We start from the raw sequence: 26923 nt of genomic DNA on the forward strand, positions 1-26923 counted from the left end.
GGAGAGCCAACCTTTGAGCAAAGCTGAACGTAGGACAACACGCCCGGGAGACTGACATGGGACAGGCCAGCAATCATGCGACCGGCGGCAGCCAAGATGTCTGCGTCGAGTTCAGCAACGTCGACAAATGGTTCGGCACGGTGCAGGTTCTGCACGGCATCAATCTGACAGTGGGGAAAGGCGAGAAGGTCGTCGTCTGCGGTCCATCCGGATCGGGAAAGTCCACGATGATCCGCTGCATCAATCATCTTGAGACGCACCAGAAGGGCCGGATCATCGTCAACGGGATTGAGCTCACGGAGAACAAGCGCAGCATCGATCGTATCCGGCAGGATATCGGCATGGTGTTTCAGAGCTTCAACCTTTATCCGCACCTGACCGTTCTGGAGAACTGCACCCTCGCGCCCCGGTGGGTTAAGGGGGTGTCGCGGAAGGATGCGGAGGCGTTGGCGCTGCGCTATCTCGAGCGCGTGCGCATTCCGGACAAGGCGAATTTTTATCCGAGCCAACTGTCCGGCGGACAACAGCAGAGAGCTGCCATTGCACGTTCGCTCTGCATGAGCCCGAAGATCATGCTGTTTGATGAGCCGACTTCAGCACTCGACCCTGAACTCGTGCGCGAAGTTCTGGACACGATGGCGCAGCTTGCCAGCGACGGGATGACCATGGTGTGCGTCACGCACGAAATGGGCTTCGCCCGGCAGGTCGCCGATCGCGTGATCTTCATGGATGCGGGCCGGGTCGTGGAGACGGCACCTCCTGACGAGTTCTTCCGCAACCCTCGGGAAAGCCGCACCCGGGCCTTCCTGAGCCAGATCCTGCACTAGGAGATCAACCGCCCTTCCGCGGACGGCCGAGTTCCGCAGCAATAAGTCGACGAACGGTCAACGTTCGCACCTCCAGACCCAGAAATCCAAAGGGAAATATCCATGAACCGACAGATCAGCATGCTTCGTTACGCTATCGCATCATTGGGCTTCATCGCCGCCATCGCATCTCAGCCGACGGCAGCCTCGGCGCAGGATCTTCCAGCCTTGCCGAAGTCGATCAAGGATGCGGGCGTCATCCGCATCGGTGTCAAGTGCGACTCCCCGCCCTTCGGCTCCTCCGGCCCTGACGGCAAGCCGGTCGGCGTGGAGGTCGAGATGGCGAAGAAGATCGGCACCTATGCCTTCGGCTCCCCGGACAAGGCGGAGCTGAGCTGCGTCGCCACCGACGCGCGCATTCCATCTCTGACCGGCGGCAAGATCGACCTGATCCTCGCGACCCTCGGCAAGACCCCGCCGCGCGAGCAGGTGATCGATTACTCCGACATCTATTACTGGGGCGGCAGCAACGTCATCGTGCCGAAGGACAGCCCGGTCCAGAAGCTCGCTGATCTCGAGGGAAAGTCGATCCTGATCGTGAAGGGCGGCAATCAGCTCAAATGGTTGCGTGACCGCATTCCCGGCATCCAATTCGTGCAGCTCAACACCAATGCAGATAACATCCAGGCCCTACAGCAGGGTCGGGCCGATGGGTATGTGGGCGATGCGGTCACGATTGCGACCCTGATCAGCAACTATCCCACTTTCCGTATTCTCAAGGAGGAGGTCGATCTCGGGTTCAACGGCGTCGGCATCCGCAAGAACGAGCCTGAGCTTAAGGCCTTTGTGAATGCCGCCCTGAAGAAAATGAAAGAGGAGAAGTTCTTCTCGCAGGTGGTGCCCAGCCACGTCTCCGACCCGATCGTCGCCAAGGAGATGATCAAGTCCTTCGAGACCGATCCGCCGGCCACGAACTGAGCGGCTGAGAGAGGCCGGGTGGAGGCCAAATCCTCCACCCCGTAAGCACCTCGCATGCTCGGTCGACCATCTTCAGCAAGGGCGGAATGTGATGGATTTCAATTATATTCTCGATGCGCTGCCGGACCTGATGAGGGGGCTCAAAATGACCCTCATGGTCAGCGGTCTCGCCATCCTGCTTTCATGCATCATCGGTGCCGTCGGCGCTGCGCTGCGCACGAGCGGCTTCAAGCCGGCTGAATATCTCGTCACCGGCTATGTCGAGTTCATCCGCGGCACGCCGTATCTCGTGCAGATCTTCTTCATTTTTTATGGCCTGCCGAGCCTTGGTCTGCGCCTGTCGGTCTTCTGGTCGGGCGTCGTGGCGCTGACCCTATGGGCAAGCGCCTTCCAGATCGAGAACTTCCGCGGAGGGCTTGCTGCCGTCAGCCATGGTGTTCGTGATGCATCCGCATCCCTTGGCCTGAAACGCTGGCATCATGCTCTTCTGGTTGTTTTCCCGCTGGCGGCCCGGGCGGCGCTGCCGTCCTCGATGAACACCATCGTGGCCACGGTCAAGAACTCCGCCTATCTCCAGGCCATCGGCCTCGTGGAACTGACCTTCGTGGCCGTCGATCGCATTGCCTATGATTTCCGCGCCATCGAGATGTTTTTCTCCATCTGCGTGATCTACCTGCTCTGCGTCTTTGCTCTGTCCGGTCTGGGGCACGCACTGGAGCATCGCCTCAATCGGCCTTTTGCAGGGAGATAGTCAATGCTTCTTCTTGAGTTTCGGTCTTTCCTGTTCGACGGCCTCCTGAACACGCTGCTCCTGTCGCTGGTGATGATCCTGGGCGGAACCCTGTTCGCGATCCTCTTTGCGGCCGGCCTGTCGCTGCCGTCCCGATGGCTTAGCCGCCCCGTCTTCCTCATCGTGGAATGTCTGCGGGACATCCCCCTGATGGTGACGGTGCTGCTCGTCTACTTCATCCTGCCCAATATCGGGATCTCGCTGAATCCGTTCTGGTCGAGCGCACTCAGCGTATCGGTCTGGGGTGGCGCAAACGGCGCGCATATCATTCGTGCAGGCCTCGCCGCGGTCCCCAAAGGACAATGGGAGACGGTTCAGGCTTTTGGGCTCGGCGGCTGGAAGGGACTTCTTCTGGTGGTTGTGCCTCAAGCCATGCCCGTTATCCTACCGCCTTACATCAGCCTCGTGACCGGATTGGTGCAGGCGAGCTCGCTTGGCGCGGTCCTCGGTGTCAATGAGCTCCTGCGCTCGGCACAAGTCCTCATTGAACAGACGACGATCGCCCGCGGCGGGAGCCCTGCTTACCTCGTTTACGGCGCCATTCTGGTTGTCTACTTCGTGCTGTGCTGGGCAATCGCGTTTGTTGGACGTCGTCTCGAAGCGCATTTTGCGAAGCCATACCGCCGCGATAGGCCAAGCGTCGATCGCGGGAAGGACCCCTCCCAGGTTCTGGCCCCAACAGCTCCGTTGGACATCAGGACCTGAGCGAGGATCTGCCGGACGCACGCGCATTCCAGAGCAGATTGCATTCTGACGGGATCAGAATGCTTGCCCGACCTCTTTGATGAAGCTTCATTCTTCGCGAAGAACCGGTTCCCACTTCCTCGCACGACGCTCTCGGTGCCTCAAGAGGGCAACGTCACATGAACAGGGTCGTAGCGTTCTGTGCGTTGAATGTCTCTTGTTGGCACGAGGCAGACGAAAGCCGAACTTCCGCAACGCTGGGATGAGCGGACCTTTGCGCGATAGCGCTTAAAGACCGTGCCTGACTCGTAGGAGAGTCTCGCAGGTAATGGCTCAACGCAAGGGATGCGTGAATGGGAGTGCATTGACTAACAAGCCGAGGTCCGGCGGCGGGATCAGTGAATTGGTCAGGTAGGATTGTCCCAGAGAAACGACCGGCTGCTTCGGCCGGTCGTTCAGATAGGGGAGTCTTAGACCCCTTCGCATCCCAGGCGCTTCAGGGTCTCGTCGACCCAAGGCTTCGAAACATTGCCCTCCTGAGTCGCCGCCATGGTCTTGGCCTCGGCCGCCTGCTTTGCCTTGGCATCGGCATAGATCGTGGATGTGTCACCGAAGGGCACGCAGAGCAGACCATCGTCGTCCCCAATGATGAGGTCGCCGGGCTCGACGACCATTCCATCGATGGCAATCGGCACGTTGATCTCGCCCGGGCCATCCTTGTACGGACCACGGTGCGTCACGCCCGCCGCGAAGACGGGAAACTCGTGGGTGCGGATGTAACCGTAGTCGCGCACCGCACCATTGATCACGATGCCTGCGAGGCCGATCTTCTCGGCGTGGGCGAGCATGAGTTCGCCGATGATGGCATTGGTCAGGTCGCCGCCGGCATCGACCACGATGACGTCGCCCGGCTCCGCGATCTGGAGAGCCTTGTGCACCATGAGGTTGTCACCGGGGCGGGTCTTCACGGTCAGCGCTGGGCCTGCGAGGATCCCGACTGCGTGGAGCGGGCGCAGCCGCGAACCGGCAGCCGTCATGCGCGACATCACATCGCTAACGTTGGCGACGGGCAATTCGCGAAACTGCTGCACGACGTCCGCATTGACCTTTCGCTGGCGGGGTAGAACTCTGAATCCGATGGTCAAGTTAGTGCTCCCTTTTCACACTGTTGAATGGTTCCGGACGCGACACGGGAACCGGCATGAGTGGGCCGCGTCGTGTCGGTTCGGTTAGCGCGCAGCGGATGCTGCATCTTGGAAGGTCGGGTTGGCGACGCTTCTGAGATCGGGTCCATCGCCATCCAGGACGCTGATGATGTGGCGTGCGGCGGTCTCCGCCATAGCCCGCATGGCGCCTCTTGCCGCTCCGCCCGTATGCGGCGTCACGATGATGTTCGGCAGTGACCAGAGTGGGCTGTCCTTCGGCGGCGGCTCCTCGGCGAAGCTGTCGAGACCCGCTCCCGCGATGGTTCCGTTTCGCAAGGCAGCCGCCAGGGCTGCCTCATCGACGATTTCCCCACGGGCGGTGTTCACGAGGAAGGCGTCCCGCTTCATTCGGCCGAGGCGTTCCGCATTGATGAGATGACGTGTCTCCTTCGTCAGCGGACAGTGCAGGCTGACGATATCCGACGTTGCCAGGAGATCGTCGAGATCGGTTTCACGGCTGACACCCTGCGGCAGGCCGGTAGTGTATGGATCGAAGACCGAAACGGACATCCCGAGCCCCCGCGCCAGCGTGGCGACTTCCTGTCCGATGGCGCCGAAGCCCACCAGTCCCAGCTTTGCCCCCGCAAGATCGCGTCCGACGTAGCTGGCCTTGGGCCATTCGCCGCCTTTGACGGCGTGGTCGAGCGGCACGAGGTCCTTCAGCAAGGCAATCGACAGGGCAACGGCGTGCTCGGCCACCGACCGTGCATTTGCACCGAGCGCCCGGAGAACCGGAATGCCGCGCCGAGCTGCGGCCTCGAGATCGATGTTGTTGACGCCCGTGCCATGCTTCGCGATGACCTTGAGGCGGGACGAGGCCGCGATGACGGTCTCATCGATCTGTCCCTGCCGGACGATCAACCCCTCGATCTGAAGGTCCGCCGCGAGCTGCGCGATGTCTTCTGCCGACGCATAGGGCTTGCAATAATGGGCCTTTAGACCGTGCGCCTCCAAGTTGGCGGTAGCGTCCCCGGCAAGGGTCGAGCCAGTGACGAGCACGGCCCGGCTTCGGATTGATGGCAGCGTGTCTGACGCTTCTTCCTTTGGCTGATTTCCCAGCACTTCCGTCTCCCATATCGCGGCCTGTCCCATGAACGGTTCCGCAACGCGGGACCGCGGCCCTTAAAAGCTGATCGACTAAAGAATACCGCCTCGCGAAATTTTCTTGCTTGACGGAGCGCTTTGACAAAAGCACATTTCCGGGATATTTCATAGTGGCAAATAGCGTTACGCAGAGTGAAACGATCATGCCACGACAGGCCTTGGACATCGAAGCGCGGGAAGAGGGTGGCGTGATCGCCGTCGAGCGGGCCTTGGCCGTGCTCGATGCCTTCACCGCCGATGACCGATCCTTGAGCTTGGCGGAGCTGGCACGTCGCGTTGGCCTGTCCAAGCCAACGGTCCTGCGGTTTACGAAGTCGCTCGCCCGGGCCGGCTACCTGGTCCGCAACGACGACGCAACCTTCCGCCTCGGACCGAAGCTTGCCCGGTTGGGCGCTATGTACCAGGCCAGCTTCCGGATCGAGGATTACGTCCAGCCGGCCCTGCGCCGGCTCGCTCAGGAGACCGGGGAAAGCGCCGCGTTCTATGTTCAAGAGGGTGACAAGCGACTTTGCCTGTTCCGCGTGGATTCACCGCAATCCATCGGCCACCGCGCACGGACCGGCGATCTGCTGCCGCTTGACCGCGGCGCGCCGGGACGCGTGCTCCTCGCCTTCAGCGGCGAACCCGGAGAGCCTTACGATCAGATCCGTCGCGACGGCTTCTACGCGACGTTCGGCGAGCGCGACCCGCAGGTTGCCAGCATTGCCTGTCCGGTATTCGGGCATGGCCAGGAAGTCATCGGGGTCCTTGGCGTGGCGGGCCCGACAGGCCGCATCGACACCCACGCCGTCGCCCGCCATCTCGAGCCGCTGCGATCCATCGCGGACGAACTCACACGACAGCTCGGCGGCAAGACCGAGAGCCACCATTCGACCCGCAGGCTACGCGCATCAACCCGCGCCTGAGGCGAATAAACCCGATCACCAGTGATCATAAGGAGAGGAAACTGTGTTGAAGGTTCTTAAAACGCTTTGTGTCGGCGCGCTCGCCGTGAGCGCCACCGCGAGTGCCGCTCATGCCGAGTGGCCGAAAGACCGTCCCATCGAGATCGTCGTGGCGTTCGCGCCGGGCGGGAGCACCGACGTCATGGCTCGCGCGATGCAGCCGTTCCTGGAGAAGGAGCTCGGCGCGAAGACCGTGATCGTCAACAAGCCCGGTGCTTCGGGCGAGATCGCCTATACCTATCTCTCCCAGGCCAAGCCGGACGGCTATACCTTCTCGTTCATCAACACGCCCGGCTACCTGTCGATGCAGGTGCAGCGCAAGCTGCGGTATGACCCGAAGAGCATCCAGGCCGTGGCGCGCATTGTCGACGATCCGACGGCCTTTGTCGTGAAGTCCGACTCCTCGATCAAGTCGGTCAAGGACCTGGTTGAGCAGGCCAAGGCGAAACCAGGGTCTGTGTCGGTCGGCAGCTCCGGCGTCGGCACCGATGATCACCTTGCGATGATCCTGCTTGAGCAGGCGGCCGGTGTGACGCTGACCCACGTCCCGTTCCCCGGTGCTGGCGAGACAAGAACGGCTCTTCTCGGCGGCCATATCACGACGGGCGGCCTGAACGTCAGCGAGTTCGCTGGTGGCGACCTGACCACCATTCGTCCATTGGTCACGTTCGGCGACAAGCGGTCGCCCGAGGCGCCGGACGTTCCGACCGCCAAGGAGCAGGGCTTCGAGGTGTTCATGAGCTCGGAGCGCGGTCTGGCGGCACGCCGGGACGTGCCGGCGGACATCCGTGCCAAGTTCTCGGCAGCGGTGAAGAAGGTCGTCGAGAGCCCTGAGTTCAAGGAAGAGGCCAAGAAGCTCGCCCTTCCGCTCGCTTATCTGTCGGGCGAGGAATGGGAGCAGCAGATGCCGAAGCGCCTGCAATCGTTCCAGGACATCTGGAACAAGACACCCTGGGTGCAGTAATGGCCAACCGCTCGGAACTCGGGCGGAAGGGTAACCATCCTGATCTTCTTGCTGGCATGATTTTCATCGTCGTGGGAGCGCTCGGCCTTTGGGCCGGGCGCGACCTGAGGATGGGAACGGCCGCCATGATGGGTCCGGGTTACCTTCCGCTGATCGTCTCAGGCCTGATCCTGCTGATCGGCCTCGCGGTGACAATCATGGGACTGCTGCGCTCCCGCGAACCGCTCGGTGTCGTTCGCCTGCGCCCGCTCCTGATCATTCTCGTCGCGGTGGGCGGATTTGCCTACGCAGCGGGATCTCTGGGCTTTGTCATCGCGGCCGCGTGGCTCATCGGCATCGGCAGCCTGGCTGATCCCGAGTCGCGCCTTCGCGAGATTGCTGCCTCCATCGTGGTGCTGACGATTTTCGGCATCCTCGTTTTCATCGTTGGACTTGGCGTCCAGATGCAGTTGGGGCCGTTCTGATGGAATTCCTTGATTCACTCATTCTCGGGTTCAGCACCGCTGCCACCCCGACCAATCTCCTGTTTTGTCTCATTGGCGCCCTGCTGGGCACGCTGATCGGCGTGCTTCCGGGCATCGGCCCGACGGCCACCCTGGCGATCCTCCTGCCGATCACCTTCTTCCTGCCGCCGCTGGCGGCACTGATCATGCTCGCGGGCATCTTCTATGGCGCGCAATATGGAGGATCGACGACCGCGATCTTGGTGAACCTGCCAGGCGAAGCATCATCGGTCGTGACCGCGCTCGACGGCTATCAGATGGCCAAGCAGGGCCGGGCGGGCGCGGCTCTGGCCATCGCTGCACTCGGGTCGTTCTTCGCCGGGACGGTGTCGACCATCGGCCTAGCGATCGCGGGGCCGACGCTGGCAGGCTTCGCGCTTTCGTTCGGGCCTGCCGAATACTTCTCGCTCACGATCTTCGGCTTGCTGTGCGCGACGGTTCTCGCCAGCGGCTCGGTGATCAAGGCCATCGGCATGATCGGCATTGGCCTTCTCCTCGGCTGGGTCGGCACCGACGTGAACAGCGGTTCCGAGCGCCTTACCTTCGGGGCTGTCGAGCTTTTCGACGGCATCGAGTTCGTCGTCATCGCCGTCGGTCTCTTCGGCATCTCCGAGATCATCGTCAACCTGGAGAGCCCGGAATCCCGGGGCCTGATCGCATCCAAGATCACGCGCCTCTGGCCGACGCGCGAGGACTTCCGCCAGGCATGGCCTGCGGTCATCCGCGGCACGGCTCTCGGCACGTTCCTCGGCATTCTTCCCGGTGGCGGGGCGACGCTGAGTGCGTTCAGCGCCTACACCCTCGAGAAGAAGGTCTCGCGTCAGCCGCAACAATTCGGCAGGGGCGCCATTCAAGGGGTGGCTGGCCCGGAAGCGGCCAACAATGCTGGCGCCCAATCGTCGTTCATTCCGTTGCTGACCCTCGGGATTCCCTCAAATGCGGTGATGGCCATGCTGCTGGGCGCCATGACGATCCACGGCATCACGCCTGGGCCTTCCGTCATGCACAACCAGCCGGATCTGTTCTGGGGGCTGATCGCCAGCATGTGGATCGGCAACCTCATGCTGCTGGTCATCAACCTTCCGCTGATTGGCCTGTGGGTCAAGCTGCTGACGGTGCCGTACCGTCTCCTGTACCCGGCGATCCTTCTGTTCTGCTGCGTCGGCGTCTACAGCGTCAGCAACCGGGCCTTCGATGTCGCCCTTGCCGTCGGCTTCGGCTTCCTGGGGTATCTCTTCCGCAAGGCGAAGTGCGAGCCGGGACCGCTCCTGCTCGGTTTCGTCCTTGGGCCTCTGCTGGAAACGAACCTGCGGCGGGCGATGCTGATCTCGCAGGGAAGCCCGAGCGTTTTCATCGAGCGGCCGATAAGCCTTGCCCTGCTGATTGCCTCCGCGGCCCTGTTCGTCCTGCTGCTGGTCCCAGCCATCCGCAAGACTCGTGAGGAAGCTTTCGTCGAAGAGGAAGTCTGAAGCACTCGGCCATGGTGCGTTCAGCTTGAGACCTGGCCCGGCAAGGCGATCAGTGGTTGGATTCGACTTGCCGGACCATTCAATCGGTCCCGGAAAATCAGACACGTCTCGGTTCGGTCCGTATGAAGGCACTGCGTCTCCCGTGTGCCTGTGGAGTCTCCGCATTGGAGCGGGTGTAGTGATGCGAAACGGATGGCATGGCGTCCGCGCGGCATTGGGCGAGCCCAACTATCGCATTTTCACAATCGGCAATGTCTTCTCGCTCGTCGGCACATGGGTTCAGCGGGTCGCGCTCGCATGGCTCGTCTGGGAACTGACTGGCTCGGGGGCATGGCTCGGCGCCGTTGCCTTCGCCGACCTGTTTCCGATGGTTCTCGTCACGCCGCTGGCTGGCGCCATGGCCGACCGCTCCGATCGGCTCAGGGTCACGAGAATCAGCCAGGCCCTGCTCATGGTGCATGCGGGCTTGCTCACCGGCCTCAGCGCCCTTGGGTCGCTCTCGCCTTGGCTGATCCTGGTGCTAGCCCTGATCGGCGGAGTTATCACGGCCTTCAACCAGCCTTTCCGGATGGCGCTCCTCCCCGGTCTGGTCGGACGCGAAAACCTGGTCAGCGCCGTTGCCGTCAATTCCATTGTATTCAACACCGCCCGTTTCATCGGTCCTGCCATCGCTGGCCTCGTGATCGCGAAGGGCAGCCTCACGCTGGCGTTCGTGATCAATTTCGGGACATTCGCGGTCTTCTCATGGACGCTTGCCCGCATTCGCCTGGCCTCCATAGACCAGATCCCGTCCACCAGCCGCGGCCTGATGACGTCCGTTGTCGAGGGCTGGCGCTTCGCGGTCGGGCATGTCGGCCTTGGCGCAATGCTCCTGATGCTGACGGTGGTCTCTTTGTGCGTCCGGCCCATTCTCGAACTCATGCCGGGCTACGCAGCCCTGTTCGGGTCCGACGCGACCGGGTTTGCCCTCATGACATCCACGACCGGTCTCGGCTCCCTGGTGGGCGCGATCTGGCTCAGCCGACAGGCTGACCCCAGGGCTCTGGCCACGATGGCGCTGTTCATTGGATTGGTGATGGGCGTGGCACTGCTCGTTGCAGCTCTCGCACATCAAGTGTGGCTCGGGCTCCTTGCCCTGTTTGCGTTGGGTTTCGGTATGGTCGTGAGCGGGATCGCCAATCAGACCGTGATCCAGCTCGCCGTGCCTGACCATCTGCGGGGCAGGCTTCTCGCCCTTCACAGCATGATCTTCCGCGGCGCGCCCGCTCTCGGCGCCCTAGCTATCGGGACACTATCCGATCTGACAGGGCTGCGGGAGCCATTGTCGGTCGGAGCGGCCGTGACCTTTGCCTTCAGCGGGATCGTTTATGCCCGCGGCAAGGTCATCCTGAAGAGCCTCGATCCATGAGCACGACAACGGAACGTCAGGCACTCGAAGTGCCACGGTTCTTCGCCAGGACATTGTGCCATTCCTCATTCATCAGTGATTGGAGAGAAAACTTCCATGGCAACTTCTGACACGCCGCGCGGCATGGAGCGTTCCTCGACGGACCTGGAATCGACCCCGGTCAAGGGAATCGTGCGAACGCCTCCCGCCGCTCTTCCGCGGCGCCTCCGCCGAATGCTCGCACTCGACGACTTCGAGATCGCGGCACGGCGACACCTGCCGCGACCGATCTTCGGATACGTGTCGGGGGCCTCCGAGACCAATGCCTCCCTTCGCGACAACCGGTCGGCGTTCGGGGAGTTCGGCTTCGTCCCGCGTGTGCTGGTCGACGTGTCCAAGCGAACGCAGAAGGTCGAACTGCTCGGTCGCTCGTACGCGGCCCCGTTCGGGATCGCTCCGATGGGGATTAGTGCCCTGTCGGCCTACCGTGGCGATCTAGTCCTGGCGCGGGCAGCCGCGCAGGCGAACATCCCGATGGTGATGAGTGGGTCTTCCCTCATCCGGCTGGAGGAGGTCGCCGAGGAGAACCCTGCGGCTTGGTTCCAGGCTTATCTCCCGGGTGAACCTGACCGGATCCTCGGACTGCTCGAGCGGGTCGAGCGGGCAGGGTTCGGAACACTCGTGCTGACCGTGGATACGGCAGTGCTGGCCAATCGCGAGAACAACGTTCGGAGCGGCTTCTCCACGCCTCTTCGGCCGAGCCTGCGCCTGGCCTGGGATGGCATGACCCGCCCGAATTGGACGCTGAACACGTTTTTGCGCACGCTGCTGAAGCACGGCATGCCGCATTTCGAGAATTCCTATGCGACGCGCGGAGCGCCGATACTCGCCAAGAGCGTGATGCGGGACTTCGGGGCCAAGGACCATCTCAACTGGCGCCATCTCGAATTGATCCGGGACCGTTGGAAGGGACGCTTGGTCGTCAAGGGCATCATGGCCCAGGAGGATGCCTGCATCGCCCGGGACAGTGGTGTCGATGGCATTGTCGTTTCGAACCACGGCGGCCGGCAACTCGACGGGGCAGTCTCGCCCCTTCGGACCCTGCCAGCCATTGCAGACGCTGTCGGAGACTCGATCCCCGTCATGATGGATGGCGGTGTCCGGCGAGGCTCCGACGTACTGAAGGCAATCGCTCTTGGTGCGAAATTCGTCTTCGTCGGCCGTCCGTTCGTTTATGCGGCTGCAATAGGAGGCGAGGCAGGTGTCAGCCATGCCATCAACATTCTCTCGGCCGAGATCAGCCGGAACATGGGTCTTCTAGGAGTCAACGCGCTCAGCGAGCTGCGTTCGGGTCGGCTGCTGAGGCTCAGTGGCGTGGATGGGGACTGAACTTGAGAGGTCTTCGCAATGTGCCGGACTGGTGGGAAAGTCCGGAACTGGCACCTCTCGGAAGAAACGCTTTGGTCTGGTCCTGATGCGGTAAGCCGACCTTCATTTCGTTTTCTGTTCGTTCCTCGTTGACCCGAAGCGGTCCTTCCGGGACACACAGGTTTCCGAGCCTGCTCTGCGATCCGCAGTATTTTCATCGAACAACGATTGTAACGGTTGCCACGGTGGTCAGCTTTGCCGGGTGCTGCCCGCCATAAGCGCCGCTTTTGAGTTCAACTCTATAGGTTCCTGGCGCCGTATAGGTGTGGACACGCTCGAAGCCGCGGATCGTTGGGATAGAATCGTCCATATGACCATCACCGAAATCAAGAAGCATGACGCCTTCGACGTGTCCGGAGCCGGTGCCCGTGAATTCAACCGCAAGAGGTGCAGGACCGGACGTTGGAATAACCTTTAATTGCATGGCTGGCCGCGTCTGTGCCTCCGGTCCACCGATGGAGACCGGAGCTGCTAAGCAGAAGAGAAGGGCGGCGCATGATCTCGCCCGGAAGTCGCGCCGTCCAAACCGCATATCTCCCCTCCTACGTGGCGCTCCGGTGCCGTTGCATGCGCCGGTAATTGGCACGCGTTGATGATGTGCCCTTTTCTAGACGAAGTAGAAGCTGTTTGCATGGGCCTGCATCTGCGCGAGCGTCACGCCGGAAAGGGTCAACGTGTTTCCGTTTGTGTCATCGATGACTGCTCCGGCTGCGGTATTCAAAGTATGCGAGAACAGCTCAGCGCTGGTCGCGAAGATGGATCGGTCGAACTGGATCGCATCGTTATTGAGATTGAAATCCGTGAAGATGTTCGTACCGAAGCCCGGACGCAGCAGGACGGTATCAGGCCCGTTGCCGCCGGTAAGAGTATTGCCATTCCCGCCAATCAGCACGTCGGGGCCGTTGCCGCCCCTTACGACCACGTTGCCTGCTGACCCATCGAGCACGTCCTGGCCGTTCCCGCCGGCAAGCGTGGTATTTGCTCCGGACGCATAACGTGCCCCCGGATTGAATACGACGATGCTGAGCGTCGCCGTATCGGTGCCGCCGATATCATCGGAGACCGTATAGGTAAAAACGTCCTGCGCGACGATCTTGGGAGGGAGGCTGCCCTTGTTTGCCACGTAGACATAGCTGCCATCGGCATTGAGGGTGAGAGAACCATAAGTTCCTGTCAGGACCCGGCCGACATTGCCCTGGGCCCCTTCGACTGCGCTGACGACCAGTTGATTGTTGTCGTCGGAGTCATTGGCGAGAACCCCCGTGGCGGCTTGGACGGTCAGCGTAGAGTTCTTGGCAATCCCGTTGCTGTCGGAAGCAGCCGCCGGCGGCTGATTGAGGACCTCGGCAAGAGTGTAGGTTCGGTTGCTGAACTGGAAGAACTCAAAGTTCGACAGAACATCGGTCCCATCCGGACCTCCCAGGCGCAGATCCGCGATTTGCACCGAGGTGCCCATCAGCGACGTTTTGTAGTCCGCCCTGGCGCCGCTGAAGATCGCCGTGTCAGTGCCTCCCGCCCCATCGGCTGTGTCGTTGCCGGTGCCGCCAGTCCAGCCGTTATTGGCGGAGTTGCCGTTGAACGCGTCGTCACCCAGGCCGCCAATGGCGTTTTCAATCAGTGACCGGGTGTCGCCTTGGAAAAGCAAGGCGTTGGCGACGTTGCCGCGTGCGAAATACTCGGCACCCCCGGATCCGTTGTTCCCCAGATCGGCACGCTGTGCCTGGGCGGCACTTGTATCGAAGATCGTCCAGGCCCCCGGATTGAGATCGATGGAGAGATCGGTGGAGTAATTGGAGAGATTGTAAGTGTCAGTGCCGCCGCCATCCCAGATCGTCATGAGCACGAAATTCGCTGATGGTGCGCCTTGCCCAACGCCGTCGATAAATGCCTCTCCGGTCGCCGAACTCCACGTATACACCGTGTTGCCGTTCTGCGCAGTCGCACCATAGTTCGCGCCATACAGGTATTGAAGTGCGGCGATGTCATCCTGCATGAAGGTGGTCGGATGATTTGGCGCGTTGTCGCCATTGGTTGCGTTGTCCCCCGGAAACTGGCGATAGGTCATCACTGAGTATTCATATGAGTCATGATCGGCTGGGAGGGTCGGGAATGTTACGCCATGCCCATTTTGAGTAACGTGGCCATGCTTCAGGCCGAGATTGTGCCCGGTCTCGTGCATGAGGCCGGCAGCGTATTGGAAGCTGCCGAGTTGTGGATTTGTGTAGCCGTTGTACCAACTGTCTCCCTGAGCATAAAGGGGTGAAAACGGTGCAGTTCCATTGAAGGCAAGCTCTGGTGGGTTCGCCTCCGCCGTAGGAACGTTGTGCAGTCCAGTGTTCGTGGCAACGGAACTGTTGTTGGTATAGTTGATTGCAGTCGCGTCGGCAAAGCGCAGCTCCGCACCCGCAGCAGTCGTTTCTGTGAACGTTAGGTTACAGAAGCTCGCGACGTTAGCGAGAATATTGCGGGTTGCCGTCTGCTGCGCTGCGTTAAAGGCGCTGAAGCCGTTGATCGCGACATATCCATCGTTGGTGTATTCGGTCGTTGCGGTTGGGAACGAGTATGTCAGCGTCTCGGCGCCGCCGTCACCCCAGGCCCAGCCCCACAGAATGCCATCAATGTCAGGATTAGTGGACGCATTTACGACGACCGTCATGACTTGGTCCTCCCTTTGATGTCTGCCTTAGGTCATCCAGGGCTATTCCGACATTGGGCTGGATTCCTTCACACTTGGCGGGTTCGACCGGTGAGGGGCATAGCGGGCGCAATCTGCATGCTGGCCCGCATAGTCGTTGCTCAATTCATTGGGCACAGCATCGCTTTAGCGAAGTAGCTTGCCTGTCATACCCAGGCAGACAAATATCCTAACAGGAACTCTGCGGCTACACGAGCAACATGGATTCGGTAGGATCGAGATTTGTAACCTACTGATCCGAGCCGCATAACAAGATTAAACCCAGTTTACGCAGGGAGTTAGGATCTGCAACAGCCCGAATGGATTAGTCTCACCGAGTGGGCACAAGGTCGGCTCCTGGCACATTTGCGAAGTAGACTGAATGTCGGCTCGACGAAGGACGAACAGACCTTCTTGGACGGTCTGTGATTTCCCTGGATGACCTTGGTCTGACCTTCGAGTTTGCTGGGGCGAACAACGGCTTATGTCCTTGGCAGGCTTCAAGATATCTCGAGTTTAAGTCTTTCTCCGAGCACCATTGACCACCCTTCCCGGAAAAAAGCGAGCTATATCATTTCGAGTAAGGCCGCCTCATGCAGAACCGCCTATCGTGTGACGGGATCGCAGCAGTCGTTGGGCAGCGCCTGCTGCGGCGCTTGCATAGGATCGGTCGCCGTGGATGAGGATCATCACCATGGCCCCCTCCGTCAGCAGCAGGATTTCGCGGGCAGTGGCAGCCGCCTCAAAGATTCTGCAATTTGCCAGGCGGTCGGTCAAATGGCGCTCCAGGGCTGCCTTGTGCTGCCGCGCCATCCGCCGCGCCGGATGTCCTGGCAGGTCTGCAAGCTCGATCGCAAGCCGTGTGAAACCCGATCCTTCCCAATGCTTGGTCGCCGACCAGACTGCAAGGTCAGCGAACAGCGCCTCGACGAGGTGTTCCGGTCCCTGCTCTGAACGGTCGATCATCTTAACAAAGGCGGCTACCGCGAATTCGTGCTGGGCCTCGAGCATCGCCGCAAGTAGGGCGTCCTTGCTGTCGAAGTAGTGATAGAGGGTCCGCTTGGTCACAGCGGCCCCAGCGGCAATGTCGTTCATCTTCACCCGGGCGAAGCCTCGCTGCCGGATCAGCCGGTAGGCGGATGCAAGTATCCTCAACCGTATTGCATCTGCGGATCTGGCCATTGCCGTACAACCTTAAGAAGTAGACCCAGGAGTGAATTTACTCCAATCGCCTGTCGAGAGAAAATCAGACAATTCAACGTCTTCGGAGCAGGCCCATGGTTGACCCGTGCAGGCAGCCCGCCATTGACTCAAGCCTCGCCGCTGCACAGGCTGAGCTGAGCGGCTTGTTCGGCGACCGGCTCTGCCTGTCGCAGGCAGTTCGGGAGCAGCATGCGAACACGACGACATGGATGGCCGCCACACCACCTGATGTGGTTGCGTTCCCGAGGTCGACGGACGACGTGCAGCAAGCCGTACGTATCTGTGCCCGGCATCGCGTCCCAATCATCGCGTTTGGCACCGGGACCTCGTTCGAGGGCCATGTCAACGCGCCGTTCGGCGGACTATGTCTCGATCTACGGGAAATGAACCGTGTGATCGAGGTGCACGCTGCGGACTTCGACTACGTCGTCGAACCCGGCATCACTCGCAAGCAACTCAACGACATGCTGCGTGATCAGGGACTGTTCTTCCCCGTAGACCCCGGTGCCGACGCTTCGCTCGGCGGAATGGCCTCGACGCGCGCGTCCGGCACCACCGCCGTGCGCTACGGAACCATGAAGGACAACGTCCTGGCGCTGAAAGCCGTGCTGCCGAGCGGCGAACTCGTCGTGACGTCCCGCCGGGCCCGTAAATCCTCCGCCGGGTACGATCTGACCCGGTTGTTCGTCGGCGCCGAGGGCACCTTGGGCGTTATCACTGAATTGACACTGAAGCTTCACGGCATTCCGGAAGCCATTTCCGCCGGTGTCTGCCCGTTCCCCTCGATTGAGGCCTGCTGCGAGACTGCGATCGCGGCGATCCAGTCCGGCATACCGATGGCGCGGGTCGAGCTTCTTGACGAGATGCAGGTGCGGGTCTGCAATGCCTATTCGAAGCTCTGCATGCCTGAGCGGCCGCATCTCTTTCTGGAGTTCCACGGGTCCGAGGCAAGCGTCGCGGAGCAAGCGGAGCGTTTCGGCGCCATCGCCGGAGATCTCGGCGGAGGGCCCTTCGAGTGGGCCCCCCGACCAGAGGATCGTGCGCGGCTGTGGCAGGCCCGACATGATGTGTTCTGGGCTCTGCGATCCTACCGCGCCGGAGCAAAGGTTGTCGTCTCTGATGTCTGCGTACCGATCTCCCGGTTAGCCGAATGCGTCCGCGAGACGAAACGCGACATCGAACGCTCGGGCCTGATCGCGCCCATGGTGGGGCATGTGGGCGATGGCAACTTCCACGCTTCCGTTCTCGTGATGATGGAGAACCTCGACGAGGTTGCGCGAACCAAAGCCTTCCTTGATCGCATCGCTGAGCGATCCCTTGCCATGGATGGCACCTGTACCGGCGAACACGGCATCGGCGAGGGCAAGAAGCATTTCATGGTCGCCGAGCATGGCCGGGATGCCGTCGATCTTATGGTCGCAATCAAGCGCGCCATCGACCCCGACATGATCATGAACCCGGGCAAGATCGTCTGAGAAGCGCCGCAAGATTGGCTCTCGTCGGCTTAGGTCGTGAACCCATAAAGGACCTTTCATTTGCAGCGCGTTGATGATTCACCTCCCCTCTGGGAGGGTCATATGCGTCGTCATGAGCTGACTGACTTCGAGTAGAAGATCATCGAGCCGCTGTTGCCCAACAAGCCACGCGGCGTGCCGCGGGTGAACGACCGCCGCGTGCTCAATGGCATCCTCTGGCGCTTCCGCACTGGCTCGCCCTGGCGCGACATCCCCGAGCGGTATGGGCCCTCCACCACCTGCTACAATCGCTTCGTGCGCTGGCGTGAGGCCGGCGTGTGGGACCGCATTCTGGAGGCGGTCTCAGCTGCTTACGACGGCGATCTCATCATGATCGACTCTTCCTGCGTTCGTGTCCATCAGCATGGCGCCACGGGTAAAAAGGGGATCACGATGGTGGCATGGGACGTTCCCGCGGCGGCCTGACGACGAAGATCCATGCCCTGGTCGATGCCGAAGGGCAACCGATCCGCATTGCTCTCACCCCGGGCCAGGCGCATGACGGCACCGCCGCCGAGGAACTGTTGGCCAACCTGAAGCCGGGTGCAACCCGCTGGCTGACAAGGCTTACGACAGCAACGCCATTCGCGAGCAGGCTCAGGAGCAAGATGTCTGGGCCAACATCCCGCCCAAGAGCAACCGCAAGGGCTCGTTTGTCTTCAGCGCCTTTGTGTATCGCTACAGAAACCTCGTGGAGCGCTTCTTCAACAAGCTCAAACAATTCCGCGGCATCGCCACGCGATATGATAAGAACCCGGACAACTTCCTCGCTGCCATTAAGCTCGCATCAGCCCGGATATGGCTGCGCAGTTATGAGTGCGCTGCCTAGGTAGGGAACCCATACAAACTATTGGCGCAATTTAGGTTTTATCCTTCTGAATGAGTCTCGGTGATCGGGAGGAGTGTCATGGCGCGCCTGTATTGGTTATCCGACAAAGCCTGGGCTATCCTCGAGCCGCATCTGCCACATGGCCGCCCGGGCAAGCCGCGCGTCGACGATCGGCGCGTGATCAGCGGCATCCTGCACGTGCTCAAGACCGGCTGCCGCTGGCGCGACGTGCCGCCCGAATATGGTCCGGCCACGACAGTCTACAATCGCTACAACAGATGGTCGCGGCGCGGGCTGTGGCAGCGCCTGTTCGAGCAGGTGGCCGGCTCCGGCCGCGTGCCGCAGGAACTGTTGATCGATACCTCGCACGTGAAGGCGCATCGCTCGGCGTCCGGCGCAAAAGGGGGGATTGGGAACAAGCGGTTGGGCGCTCCCGCGGCGGGCGCACCTCGAAGATCCATTGCCTGGCCGATGATCGTGGCCGACCGATCGCGTTCGCGCTGACGCCCGGCAACATCGCGGACATCAGCATGGCCCTGCCGCTGCTCAGCGCAGTCACAAGCCCCAAGCGCCTGATCGGAGACAAGGCTTACGATGTGGACAGCCTGCGCCGCTGGCTCAAGGAGCACCGCATCAAGGCGGTCATTCCCTCCTCGGCCAACCGCACCGTGCCGTATCCGCTCGATCGCACAGTCTATCGCCGCCGCAACCTGATCGAGCGTCTGTTCTGCCGCTTGAAGAATTGGCGGCGCAGTGCAACGCGCTATGACCGGCTGGCCCGCAACTACCTCGCAGGCCTCGCGCTCATCGCCGTCACAACAGAGTGGAGCAAATGAGTCCTCTACCTAGTCACAAGACCCCGGAGATGAGGTGCCGCTGCGCGGTCGCGCCGAGGCGCACCTGGGATCAAATGATCAATCGGAAATCGCTTGGTTACCGGCCATTCGCCGCGATGCAAGCAACGTCCGAAATTGGCAGTGCGCCCCGAAGGCGCGGATCACCGGTGGAGGAGGATTCCACCCAGAGAGTTGTCGATTGATCTGGTAGCCGACGAGCGGTTCGGCCGGGCAACCGGTCGGGCCGAAGCCTCGTGACAAAGGCCGCTGAGCAATCCGATGGGCCGTAACGTGAGTGAAGTCTGAGCAGGCTATGAGCGTGACAATGCGGATGCCGACCCTCCTGCCATTTGGGGAAGGTCGTGCGAGCGGGGAAGCAATCAACACACGCACCCGCTCGATCCGCCGGGGTAGTGGGCACGGCACGTCGGAAGGGAGATGCGGGTCATCGGGGAAGACCCGCCATGCGCGAGGGTAGCTGGCGCCGGGCCACACTGAACCATGGGACGAAGTGCGCGACACGCTGAATAGGTCCCTGCGCGGCTCGTCGAACCACTTCGCCTATGGGACATCTCGGCCGGCCTTCCGCGGGATGGACCGCTACGTCACCGAGCGCGTGCGTGCCTTCCCTGCCCGACGGCATAAGGTGCAGGGGCGCGGCAACCGACGGTTCACCTACGACGTGATCCACGGTGAACGCGGTGTGCTGGCTCTGGAACGCTTGCCCCGAACGGCCCCGTCGTGGGCCTTGCGACGAAGCTGGTCGGAGAGTTGGATGCGGTAGCGCCGCACGCCCGGTTCGATGAGCGGGGATGGGAAACGGGGCGTTGCCGCATGGACCAAGCTACCGCGCCCATCATCGACTCTACCCCCTGAGATTTAAGCGTTTGGTCAGCTTCGACACTCGGGTGCCGACGTTCGTTGGGAAGGCCGGAACAGAAAAGATTGACCCGAGATCGACATCGCTCTCGGCGTCATCGATCTCGATCAACTGCCGATGGATCAAACAATGCACGTACACATTCGCTGGCGATCTATTGCAAGGGCCGTTGGGCCTCCAGCCGACGGCGGATTCCCTCATGAGCGCCGTGATTACGCTGGATCATGAGCGCGATCGCCAGTTCAGGCGCCTTGTCGGGTGGCCGGCATCAAACGGCGGAGAAGGGTCATACTCGATCGCGAGCTGAACAGCCTGGGCGACCTCGGCCCCTGCGAGTTCGGCCACGACGCTGAAGGTGAAGTCAATCCCCGCTGACACGCCGCGCGAGGTGATGACATTGCCGTCGCGCACGATCCTCGCCATTTCGTGGCGGGCGCCAACCAATGGCAACAAATCGACATAGGCCCAATGCGTCGTAGCGCGACGACCCACAAGCATCCCGGCCACACCAAGGAGAAAGGCCCCCGTACACACGGAAGTCACGTACTTGGCCTGCTCACCCTGAGAGCGGACGAACTCACCCGTCTCGGCATCGGCGAGCATATCGACAATGCCGGCTCCTCCAGGTACGCAAATCAGATCGAGCCTAGGAGAGGTGGCCAACGTGCACGTGGGCATGATCCCCAGGCCGCGGTCACTCAAAATCGGCTGCAACGTCTTAGCGATCACGTGGACGGCTGACTGCGAAAACCGGCTGGGAACCGTGGGCGATGGAGGCGTTCCCAGACGGCTGAGGACTTCAAACGGTCCTGTGAAATCGAGCTGCGTGATCCCAGGATAGATCACAAAGCCGAGGTTGAAGTCGGGCATGCTACTCTCGTTCATGCTGGGGCTGCGCGAGATCTCCGTTGATCATCACGCTTACTGCAAGAGTTCGCAACGGACCGACCGACCGGTCTCTTGAGGATGTATGCCATTGCCTGAACGACCGCTCATGCCACGTTCGCGAAGTAGACCGAACTTCCGGATCGGACAGGAACATCGGACGTTCCTGTCAGTGAACGTGCTTCACTGCCTGACCCAGAAGAGACCTTGAGGATAGATCCGCTATCTCGGAGCTGGAGCTTAACCCAAGGACTCGATAAACGTCGTGTAGTCATTGATCGTGAGCTCTGTGAGGTCGGATCTCCGAACCTCCCGCGAATGCAAAAAGAAAGCGCCCGTCATCGCAGGGGCGCTTCAAGATCCGGCCCGTAGGGGCAAAAATCGCGGTACCGGTAACCCAGCAATACTCCGATACATCTGCTTGGTCATGTCGGGACATTCCGACGTAGGAATACGGAACGTGCCATCGATTAGGCCGTTCCCATGTCGAACAATGCAAGCCTATACGTCGGGTGCATAAAGGACGGCGCACTATAGCCAAGTTTGGACTGCCGTAATCAACCGTGAAGACAGGAGGTCCGCGGCTTGAGCACCATGCAGTTTCTGACCGGTGGCGGCACCATGGGAGCCCGCATCCAAGCCTTTGACTGGTCAGCCTCGCCGCTTGGAACCCCTGAGACCTGGCTCCCCTCACTCCGCGTCACGCTCAGCAACATGCTGCGGTCCAAAATGCCCACCTACCTGCTGTGGGGAGAGCAACTGATCACCTTCTACAACGATGCCTGTCTCCCGCTCCGCGGGATCAGACCGGAGGCACTTGGGCAGCCCCTGCCACAGGTCTGGGCTGAGATCTGGGATGTAGCCTCGCCGCTCGTTACGCAAGCGCGTCACGGCGAAGCAACTTACGTCCAGGACGTGCCGGTCTGGATCGTGCAACGAAAGGGTTATCCCGAAGAGACCTGGTGGAATGCCTCGTTCAGCCCCGTTATGGCCGAGACCGGCGATGTGGGGGGCGTCCTCATCGTCATCCATGAGACCACCGAGCGCGTGCTCGGTGAGCAGCGGCTCCGGTTCCTGGTCGACTTGAGCACCCGATTGCGCGGAATCCCTGACGCCCGTGGCGTTATGGCCACGGCAGCCGAGTTGCTCGGCCGGCACTTGAAGGCCAGCCGGGTCGGATATGCCGAGCTGAGCGAGATCGGTAGTTCCTTTTCGGTCGAACGCGACTGGGTTGAAGGAGCAACTCCCACCTTTGTCGGCCAGTACCGCATGAGCGATGTCGGTCTGTTCATTGAGAACGAGCTGCGGGCGGGACAGACGGTCCGCATCGACGATGCCTCGACCGATGCTCGCACTGCGGACGAGCGGGTTGCGGCCGCGTTTCTCCGTGCCAACAAGCGGGCCACCATCATCGCACCGCTCATTCGAGACGGCCGCCTGGTTGCGGCGCTCTTCGTCCACCAGGTTGAGCCCCGTCACTGGCGTGACGATGAAGCGACGCTGGTGCAGGAAGTAGCCGAACGCACCTGGACCTCAGTTCTCCGCGCCCGGGCGGAAACGGACCTGCAGGAAAGCGAAGCACGTTTCCGCCAGTTCGCCGAGCACTCGACCGACATGCTCTGGATCATGAATGCCGAGACATTGCAGATGGAGTATGTCAGCCCCGTCATCGAGCGCGTTTGGGGCTGGTCAGCGGAGCTGTTCCAGCACCGTGACCAATGGGTCGAAACCCTCCATCCGGAAGACCGCGAGCGCGCGCTCAAGACGAACGAGCGGGTTCTGCGCGGCGACACCGTCGTCCAGGAGTACCGCATCGTTCGCCCGGACGGGAGCATGCGCCACATTCACGCCACCGGCTTCCCGATCTTTGATGAGGATCAGAAGATTCGACGGATCGCCGGCATTGCCAAGGATGTTACCCAGCATGATGGCTCGACAGTCTACGTGGTCGATAGCAATGAGGCCTCACGTCGCGATCTGTGCCTTCTGCTCCAGGGGGCCAGCTACGAGGTGAAGACGTTCGCCTCGGCGCAATCCTTCCTGGAGGTGGCGCCGGTGCTGGTGCCCGGCGGTGTGGTGCTCGATATTCGCAGCCCCGAGGCGGGCGAGCTGACGATCCCGAGAGAGCTGAAAGCCCGGCGTGCGGGCCTACCAGTGATCGTGATCGGTGAGGCCCGCGGGAACGTTGCGGTTGGTGTCCAGGCAATGAAAGCAGGAGCGGTCGATTTCCTCGATGTACCCTATCGCCCCGAGCAGCTTCTCGATGCGCTCGCCTCGGCCCAGGCGACCATCCGAGAGAGAGCCGAGCAGGATCAGGCCACCGAGCGCGTGAAGGCGCTCATTGCGGCGCTGCCGCCCCGTGAGCGGGAGGTGCTGGACGGGCTGCTGGCCGGAGGCACGAACAAGATCATTGCACGCGAGCTTGGGCTCAGTCCGCGGACGGTGGAGGCGCACCGGGCTCGCATCATGGAGCGGCTGGGTGCTCAAAATCTTCCGGAGTTGGTGCAGATTGCAGTTGCGGCAGGCTTGCAGCCCAAACCGCAGGATCGGCAAGGCTGATCACACAGGTGATTGGAAACGCCACGCTCTGTACCTTTAATGTGGTCGGACTGCATCTGAGAATGGCACCGTGAGGATTGTTTCCCCAGATCCATCAGCAACCTCGATGACCGCATCTCGCCCCAGGTCATCCACTTCGTCCACGAGCTCTCGAGCCACTTTCGCCGCTTCCGCAAGGGCGGCCTCGAGATCGGGCAGCTCTGTGCCGTCGGGATCCACCTCAAGCTTGTCCCCATTTCGAATGTGGAGATAGTACAGGGGCATCATGACAAGAAACCTGCGCTGGGTGAGCATTATAGGCGTCCGCCCGCAGACGCCCAGCCCCGGCTGGGAGGCAGCAGAGTAAACTGGATCGCACGACATATCCGCAAAGGCCGGGGCATTAGAAGCTGCAACCCTACTTCGGCGCCGGTGCAGATCCGAAAGACTCTCAACCGACATCAGACCGCAGATCACGCCGGCGAATGAGGTGTCGAAAACCTAGCGTTTTGATCCCTGGATTCTCATAAATGCCTCCGCTCCCGGCCGGTGAGCCGAGAGCGTTCTTATCGGGACCAGCGAAGTTCAGGCCATGCGACTGACCCGCTCGGCGGTTTTCTGAGCCTACACGGTCACGGTGCGTGGTGTCCTTAGCTGTCATGGGAGAGTTGTTGGAGTTCCTGCCGATACCTGTGAGCCCTTTGGAGCGCCTCGGCCGCGCGCCGCTCATGGAACGAACGCTGGAACTCGGTGTGGGCGTGCCGCGCATAGTGAATGTGCGTCTGGGCTGCGTCCTCACAGGCTCTGATAAGGGAGCCCAGCTCTGTACGAACCTGGATCATTGTTCCTCGTTCCGGTTTGAGTGATGAATGATGCTAGCGACCATGCCTGTGCCAAACAGAGGTGTCCGTACGAGTTGGCTGCGCTTGCACTCCCGCCGGTCCGCTCTTCTAGGCGCCAAGCCGGCGGCTATGGAGCCTGTCTACAACAGTCGAGCGGGCGAGCCGATCAGCGTTGACACCTTTAGGCCGCGAAGGACTGGCGGTGCTGTTGCCGCCGCAGCGTTTCCAGCAGGTCCACATACGGCTGGCGCCTTTCCCAATGAGCGGCTCTGATCTTGCTTTTGAGGTGCTCATTCAGCTTTGGATCGCGGGCACTCACCTCAACCTTTTCCAGTTCGACCTCGGCAGCAAAGTCGATGTCACCCAGCGTATGGAGAACTTCTCTCATCATGGCATCGAGGCTTGGCGAATACATGCGATAGGTCTGGTGGGACATATTGGGCATAGCTTCCTCCGGCTGTTCTTGCTTCTTGGCCCAAGAGATGCCGGCATTAACTTGGATTAACAAGTGCTGAGGGACGGGTAGGATTACGACGGATCTTTACGTACTCCCTTCGAGAGGGCTTTCGGGAGCGCCCGCCTTCACGGTTTAGGATGGAATCCACTCGGTCCCTGTCACTCGAGGCTCGGAATTCGATTTCACGTCAATCAGCAGGATAGGAAGCCATAGGCATTCACTGGACCAATCCTGCGTGAACTGTTCAGCACGCCGATGGTGCGGCAGGTGCCAGTTCCTGACGAGACCGGAGCGTCAGGTGACTCATGGACCTTACGGAACAATCCGTAGGGAATCTCCGACTGGTGCCCGTGAGGGCCAGAGGTTAACTCAGGTTAATGGCAGGCAGCAGTGGCACCTGCGGTTTAGGGAGAGAGCCGCCCAAAGAGGCGGCGAGACGCCAAATCAATTGAGTAACGAGCCAAGGGGGTGGCACAGATGCACGGCCACCCCCGAAACTTAAACCCTTTCCGTGACAGGTTCGCCTGAAGAAGATTCGGTCAGGGGCGCTATCAAGGTTGCTGGGCAAGCCTCAAGAACACGTCAGGGAGGGACACAAGCCGATCGACAAGGCTGCGAACGATAACCGCGTCACTGAACTTATTTCTATCTTGTCCACGCAGCTCGCACAGTTCCATAAAGAGACTGCTTCTGACACGCAGCCGTTGAAGGCGACAAGGGTCAGGGAGACTGGGCGTCAAGGAGTGCGATACGACCAAGCTCGATCCTGATCGCCAGGGCTGTCTTTACGCCAATGCCTAGGAGCCGCTCAACCCGGTCCGCAATGGCGACGAGTTGAGCGAGTGTCGTAATGTTCTCCCGATCAAGGGAATTCCACGCGTTGAGGGGTAGACGCAGGCCTCGAATGGGTCCGTCGCAATCTTCAAAAAGCCCCTTATGCATCTGCTTCTCTTTCTGGTTTGATGTTTGGCTCATAGGAGCGTGGTCGCAGGAATAGACAGCCCGGTTATCCTCTGCAACCCGTGCAGCCTGTACTTCCTTGATCAGGATCATGGGGCTGGTCAGCGCTTCAGGCAGGCGATGAGAGATAGCCGAACTCCGCAGCATTGGCAGGAGTGCAGGTCTCCCTCAGCCGCTGACGTCCGTCGGGTACAAATCAGCGATTGATCATAGATGCGCCTCTCTGATGCACATTGCCAGGACAATGAGATGCAAATCGAAAATTAAACTTATTTCGGAACGCACTTGTTAAAATGCCGCAGAGCGTATCGATATGAGCAAGCGACAGAACAGGTTTTGTGTGCGCAGGTAATCTTTATCGGATCTGTTTTATTTGCCCCTACGGATCCGTAAACTCAAAGCGCCCGCTTTTGACGGGCGCTTTTTTTGCTTCGATGGCGGCAGCCGCATTCCAAATTGGACTTACGCACAATCCGTGGCTCTCTCTCAGATGTTTGCTGTTGAGTCGTGGGCTGAGCTTTCCACGACCAGTGAAAGCGTGACCCGCCAGACGATCCGTCCGGCCACGTCCTTGACGTCTACGGTAAAGTCGCGCCGATCCCCGTCCGGCATTTCTTCCTTCACAATGTCGGGCAAGGTTTTCTTGGCCTCAGCCTTGGCCGCTGCAAGGCCCTCCAGTTCGAGCCCTTCACGGTCGGGCGTGAACTTCTCGCCATCATGGATGTCGAAGAAAAAGCGAGGCATGGGCGCTCCGACGCTCAAGGACAATACCCATCAACGCCGGAGGGCTCATGCCCTGTTCCCCAAATGCTTTAGTGCAGAGCGTTGGCAGCAGTCCCACGGCGAGCCTTCCTGACCATGACGGGGGTGTAATGCTCCTATGGAACGTTTCAGGCATCCGGAACCCTACAACCTTTGGAGAATTAAACACCCTCTTACCACGGCGAAGCTCGATTAGATGGCCAACCAAAACGATACCGACCAAGAGGAGTTGCTGGAGCAGCAGCGGGCCTTGGCAGAGTTCGGGGACTTCGTCCTCAAAA

General features: G+C 60.9%; 23 protein-coding genes and 2 pseudogenes. 15 read left to right on the plus strand and 10 right to left on the minus strand.

Annotated elements, in window-relative coordinates:
- Positions 1-56 precede the first annotated feature (56 nt).
- From JKL46_RS19460 to JKL46_RS19475, 4 genes are all read left to right on the plus strand, one after another.
- A complete protein-coding gene (locus tag JKL46_RS19460; RefSeq protein ID WP_201836127.1) occupies positions 57-827 on the plus strand; it encodes an amino acid ABC transporter ATP-binding protein in 771 nt (256 codons plus the stop codon).
- 102 nt (positions 828-929) lie between these two features.
- Positions 930-1784: a transporter substrate-binding domain-containing protein gene (locus JKL46_RS19465; RefSeq protein ID WP_201836129.1), complete on the plus strand. Its 855-nt coding sequence runs from the start codon at positions 930-932 to the stop codon at positions 1782-1784.
- A gap of 91 nt (positions 1785-1875) precedes the next feature.
- Complete coding sequence (locus JKL46_RS19470; protein WP_201836131.1) at positions 1876-2535, plus strand: amino acid ABC transporter permease; 660 nt, start codon at positions 1876-1878, stop codon at positions 2533-2535.
- 3 nt (positions 2536-2538) lie between these two features.
- Entirely contained in the window at positions 2539-3279 is a 741-nt protein-coding gene (locus JKL46_RS19475; protein ID WP_201836133.1) for an amino acid ABC transporter permease, read from the plus strand.
- 449 nt (positions 3280-3728) lie between these two features.
- Here JKL46_RS19475 and JKL46_RS19480 read toward each other — a convergent pair whose 3' ends face one another.
- Both JKL46_RS19480 and JKL46_RS19485 read right to left on the minus strand, forming a co-directional pair.
- On the minus strand, positions 3729-4403 hold the full coding sequence (locus JKL46_RS19480) for an RraA family protein (RefSeq protein WP_201836135.1): 675 nt from the start codon (positions 4401-4403) through the stop codon (positions 3729-3731).
- 84 nt (positions 4404-4487) lie between these two features.
- The gene (locus tag JKL46_RS19485) at positions 4488-5555 is read right to left on the minus strand and encodes a hydroxyacid dehydrogenase (protein ID WP_210381407.1); all 1068 of its coding nucleotides are present in this window, start codon (positions 5553-5555) and stop codon (positions 4488-4490) included.
- A gap of 155 nt (positions 5556-5710) precedes the next feature.
- Here JKL46_RS19485 and JKL46_RS19490 point away from each other — a divergent pair, with 155 nt between their 5' ends.
- The 6 genes from JKL46_RS19490 to JKL46_RS19515 all read left to right on the plus strand — a co-directional run bounded on the left by JKL46_RS19490 (position 5711) and on the right by JKL46_RS19515 (position 12223).
- Positions 5711-6472: an IclR family transcriptional regulator gene (locus tag JKL46_RS19490; RefSeq protein WP_201836137.1), complete on the plus strand. Its 762-nt coding sequence runs from the start codon at positions 5711-5713 to the stop codon at positions 6470-6472.
- 43 nt (positions 6473-6515) lie between these two features.
- Positions 6516-7475: a tripartite tricarboxylate transporter substrate-binding protein gene (locus JKL46_RS19495; protein WP_201836139.1), complete on the plus strand. Its 960-nt coding sequence runs from the start codon at positions 6516-6518 to the stop codon at positions 7473-7475.
- Positions 7475-7939 carry a tripartite tricarboxylate transporter TctB family protein gene (locus JKL46_RS19500; RefSeq protein WP_201836141.1) on the plus strand — a complete coding sequence of 155 codons (465 nt, stop codon included), beginning with the start codon at positions 7475-7477 and terminating at the stop codon, positions 7937-7939. Before JKL46_RS19495 ends, JKL46_RS19500 begins: the two co-directional genes overlap by 1 nt.
- On the plus strand, positions 7939-9447 hold the full coding sequence (locus JKL46_RS19505; RefSeq protein WP_201836143.1) for a tripartite tricarboxylate transporter permease: 1509 nt from the start codon (positions 7939-7941) through the stop codon (positions 9445-9447). Before JKL46_RS19500 ends, JKL46_RS19505 begins: the two co-directional genes overlap by 1 nt.
- A gap of 181 nt (positions 9448-9628) precedes the next feature.
- Positions 9629-10855 carry an MFS transporter gene (locus JKL46_RS19510; RefSeq protein WP_246529417.1) on the plus strand — a complete coding sequence of 409 codons (1227 nt, stop codon included), beginning with the start codon at positions 9629-9631 and terminating at the stop codon, positions 10853-10855.
- Positions 10856-11068: 213 nt separating this feature from the next.
- On the plus strand, positions 11069-12223 hold the full coding sequence (locus JKL46_RS19515) for an alpha-hydroxy acid oxidase (RefSeq protein WP_201836196.1): 1155 nt from the start codon (positions 11069-11071) through the stop codon (positions 12221-12223).
- Positions 12224-12416: 193 nt separating this feature from the next.
- Here JKL46_RS19515 and JKL46_RS19520 read toward each other — a convergent pair whose 3' ends face one another.
- From JKL46_RS19520 to JKL46_RS19530, 3 genes are all read right to left on the minus strand, one after another.
- Positions 12417-12686 carry a PKD domain-containing protein gene (locus JKL46_RS19520; RefSeq protein WP_201836147.1) on the minus strand — a complete coding sequence of 90 codons (270 nt, stop codon included), beginning with the start codon at positions 12684-12686 and terminating at the stop codon, positions 12417-12419.
- A 183-nt stretch (positions 12687-12869) separates the two neighbouring features.
- Complete coding sequence (locus tag JKL46_RS19525) at positions 12870-14918, minus strand: Ig-like domain-containing protein (RefSeq protein ID WP_201836155.1); 2049 nt, start codon at positions 14916-14918, stop codon at positions 12870-12872.
- Between the two features lie 609 nt (positions 14919-15527).
- A complete protein-coding gene (locus JKL46_RS19530) occupies positions 15528-16118 on the minus strand; it encodes a TetR/AcrR family transcriptional regulator (RefSeq protein ID WP_281399902.1) in 591 nt (196 codons plus the stop codon).
- A gap of 95 nt (positions 16119-16213) precedes the next feature.
- On the opposite strand from JKL46_RS19530, the gene JKL46_RS19535 reads away from it, so the two are divergent.
- The 4 genes and pseudogenes from JKL46_RS19535 to JKL46_RS36885 all read left to right on the plus strand — a co-directional run bounded on the left by JKL46_RS19535 (position 16214) and on the right by JKL46_RS36885 (position 20102).
- A complete protein-coding gene (locus JKL46_RS19535; protein ID WP_201836165.1) occupies positions 16214-17614 on the plus strand; it encodes an FAD-binding oxidoreductase in 1401 nt (466 codons plus the stop codon).
- A 138-nt stretch (positions 17615-17752) separates the two neighbouring features.
- Positions 17753-18482: pseudogene (locus tag JKL46_RS19540) on the plus strand (IS5 family transposase).
- Between the two features lie 78 nt (positions 18483-18560).
- Positions 18561-19318, plus strand: a pseudogene (locus tag JKL46_RS19545) (IS5 family transposase).
- 478 nt (positions 19319-19796) lie between these two features.
- Positions 19797-20102: a group II intron maturase-specific domain-containing protein gene (locus JKL46_RS36885; protein ID WP_425493287.1), complete on the plus strand. Its 306-nt coding sequence runs from the start codon at positions 19797-19799 to the stop codon at positions 20100-20102.
- A gap of 318 nt (positions 20103-20420) precedes the next feature.
- Here JKL46_RS36885 and JKL46_RS19555 read toward each other — a convergent pair whose 3' ends face one another.
- Positions 20421-21068, minus strand: a complete 648-nt coding sequence (locus JKL46_RS19555) for a DJ-1/PfpI family protein (RefSeq protein ID WP_246529414.1) — start codon at positions 21066-21068, stop codon at positions 20421-20423.
- 609 nt (positions 21069-21677) lie between these two features.
- Between JKL46_RS19555 and JKL46_RS19560 the strand changes: the two genes are divergently transcribed.
- Complete coding sequence (locus tag JKL46_RS19560) at positions 21678-23642, plus strand: PAS domain S-box protein (RefSeq protein WP_246529418.1); 1965 nt, start codon at positions 21678-21680, stop codon at positions 23640-23642.
- Between the two features lie 36 nt (positions 23643-23678).
- On the opposite strand, the gene JKL46_RS19565 is transcribed toward JKL46_RS19560, so the two are convergent.
- The 4 genes from JKL46_RS19565 to JKL46_RS19580 form a co-directional block, all read right to left on the minus strand.
- The gene (locus tag JKL46_RS19565; protein WP_201836179.1) at positions 23679-23936 is read right to left on the minus strand and encodes a DUF6894 family protein; all 258 of its coding nucleotides are present in this window, start codon (positions 23934-23936) and stop codon (positions 23679-23681) included.
- 708 nt (positions 23937-24644) lie between these two features.
- Positions 24645-24899 carry a hypothetical protein gene (locus tag JKL46_RS19570; protein WP_201836181.1) on the minus strand — a complete coding sequence of 85 codons (255 nt, stop codon included), beginning with the start codon at positions 24897-24899 and terminating at the stop codon, positions 24645-24647.
- A 741-nt stretch (positions 24900-25640) separates the two neighbouring features.
- A complete protein-coding gene (locus tag JKL46_RS19575) occupies positions 25641-25973 on the minus strand; it encodes a hypothetical protein (protein ID WP_201836183.1) in 333 nt (110 codons plus the stop codon).
- Positions 25974-26366: 393 nt separating this feature from the next.
- Entirely contained in the window at positions 26367-26624 is a 258-nt protein-coding gene (locus JKL46_RS19580) for a DUF6894 family protein (protein ID WP_201836186.1), read from the minus strand.
- Between the last annotated feature and the right edge of the window lie 299 nt (positions 26625-26923).

It is taken from the genome of Microvirga zambiensis WSM3693, from assembly GCF_016735695.1.
GTDB classification, from domain to species: domain Bacteria; phylum Pseudomonadota; class Alphaproteobacteria; order Rhizobiales; family Beijerinckiaceae; genus Microvirga; species Microvirga zambiensis.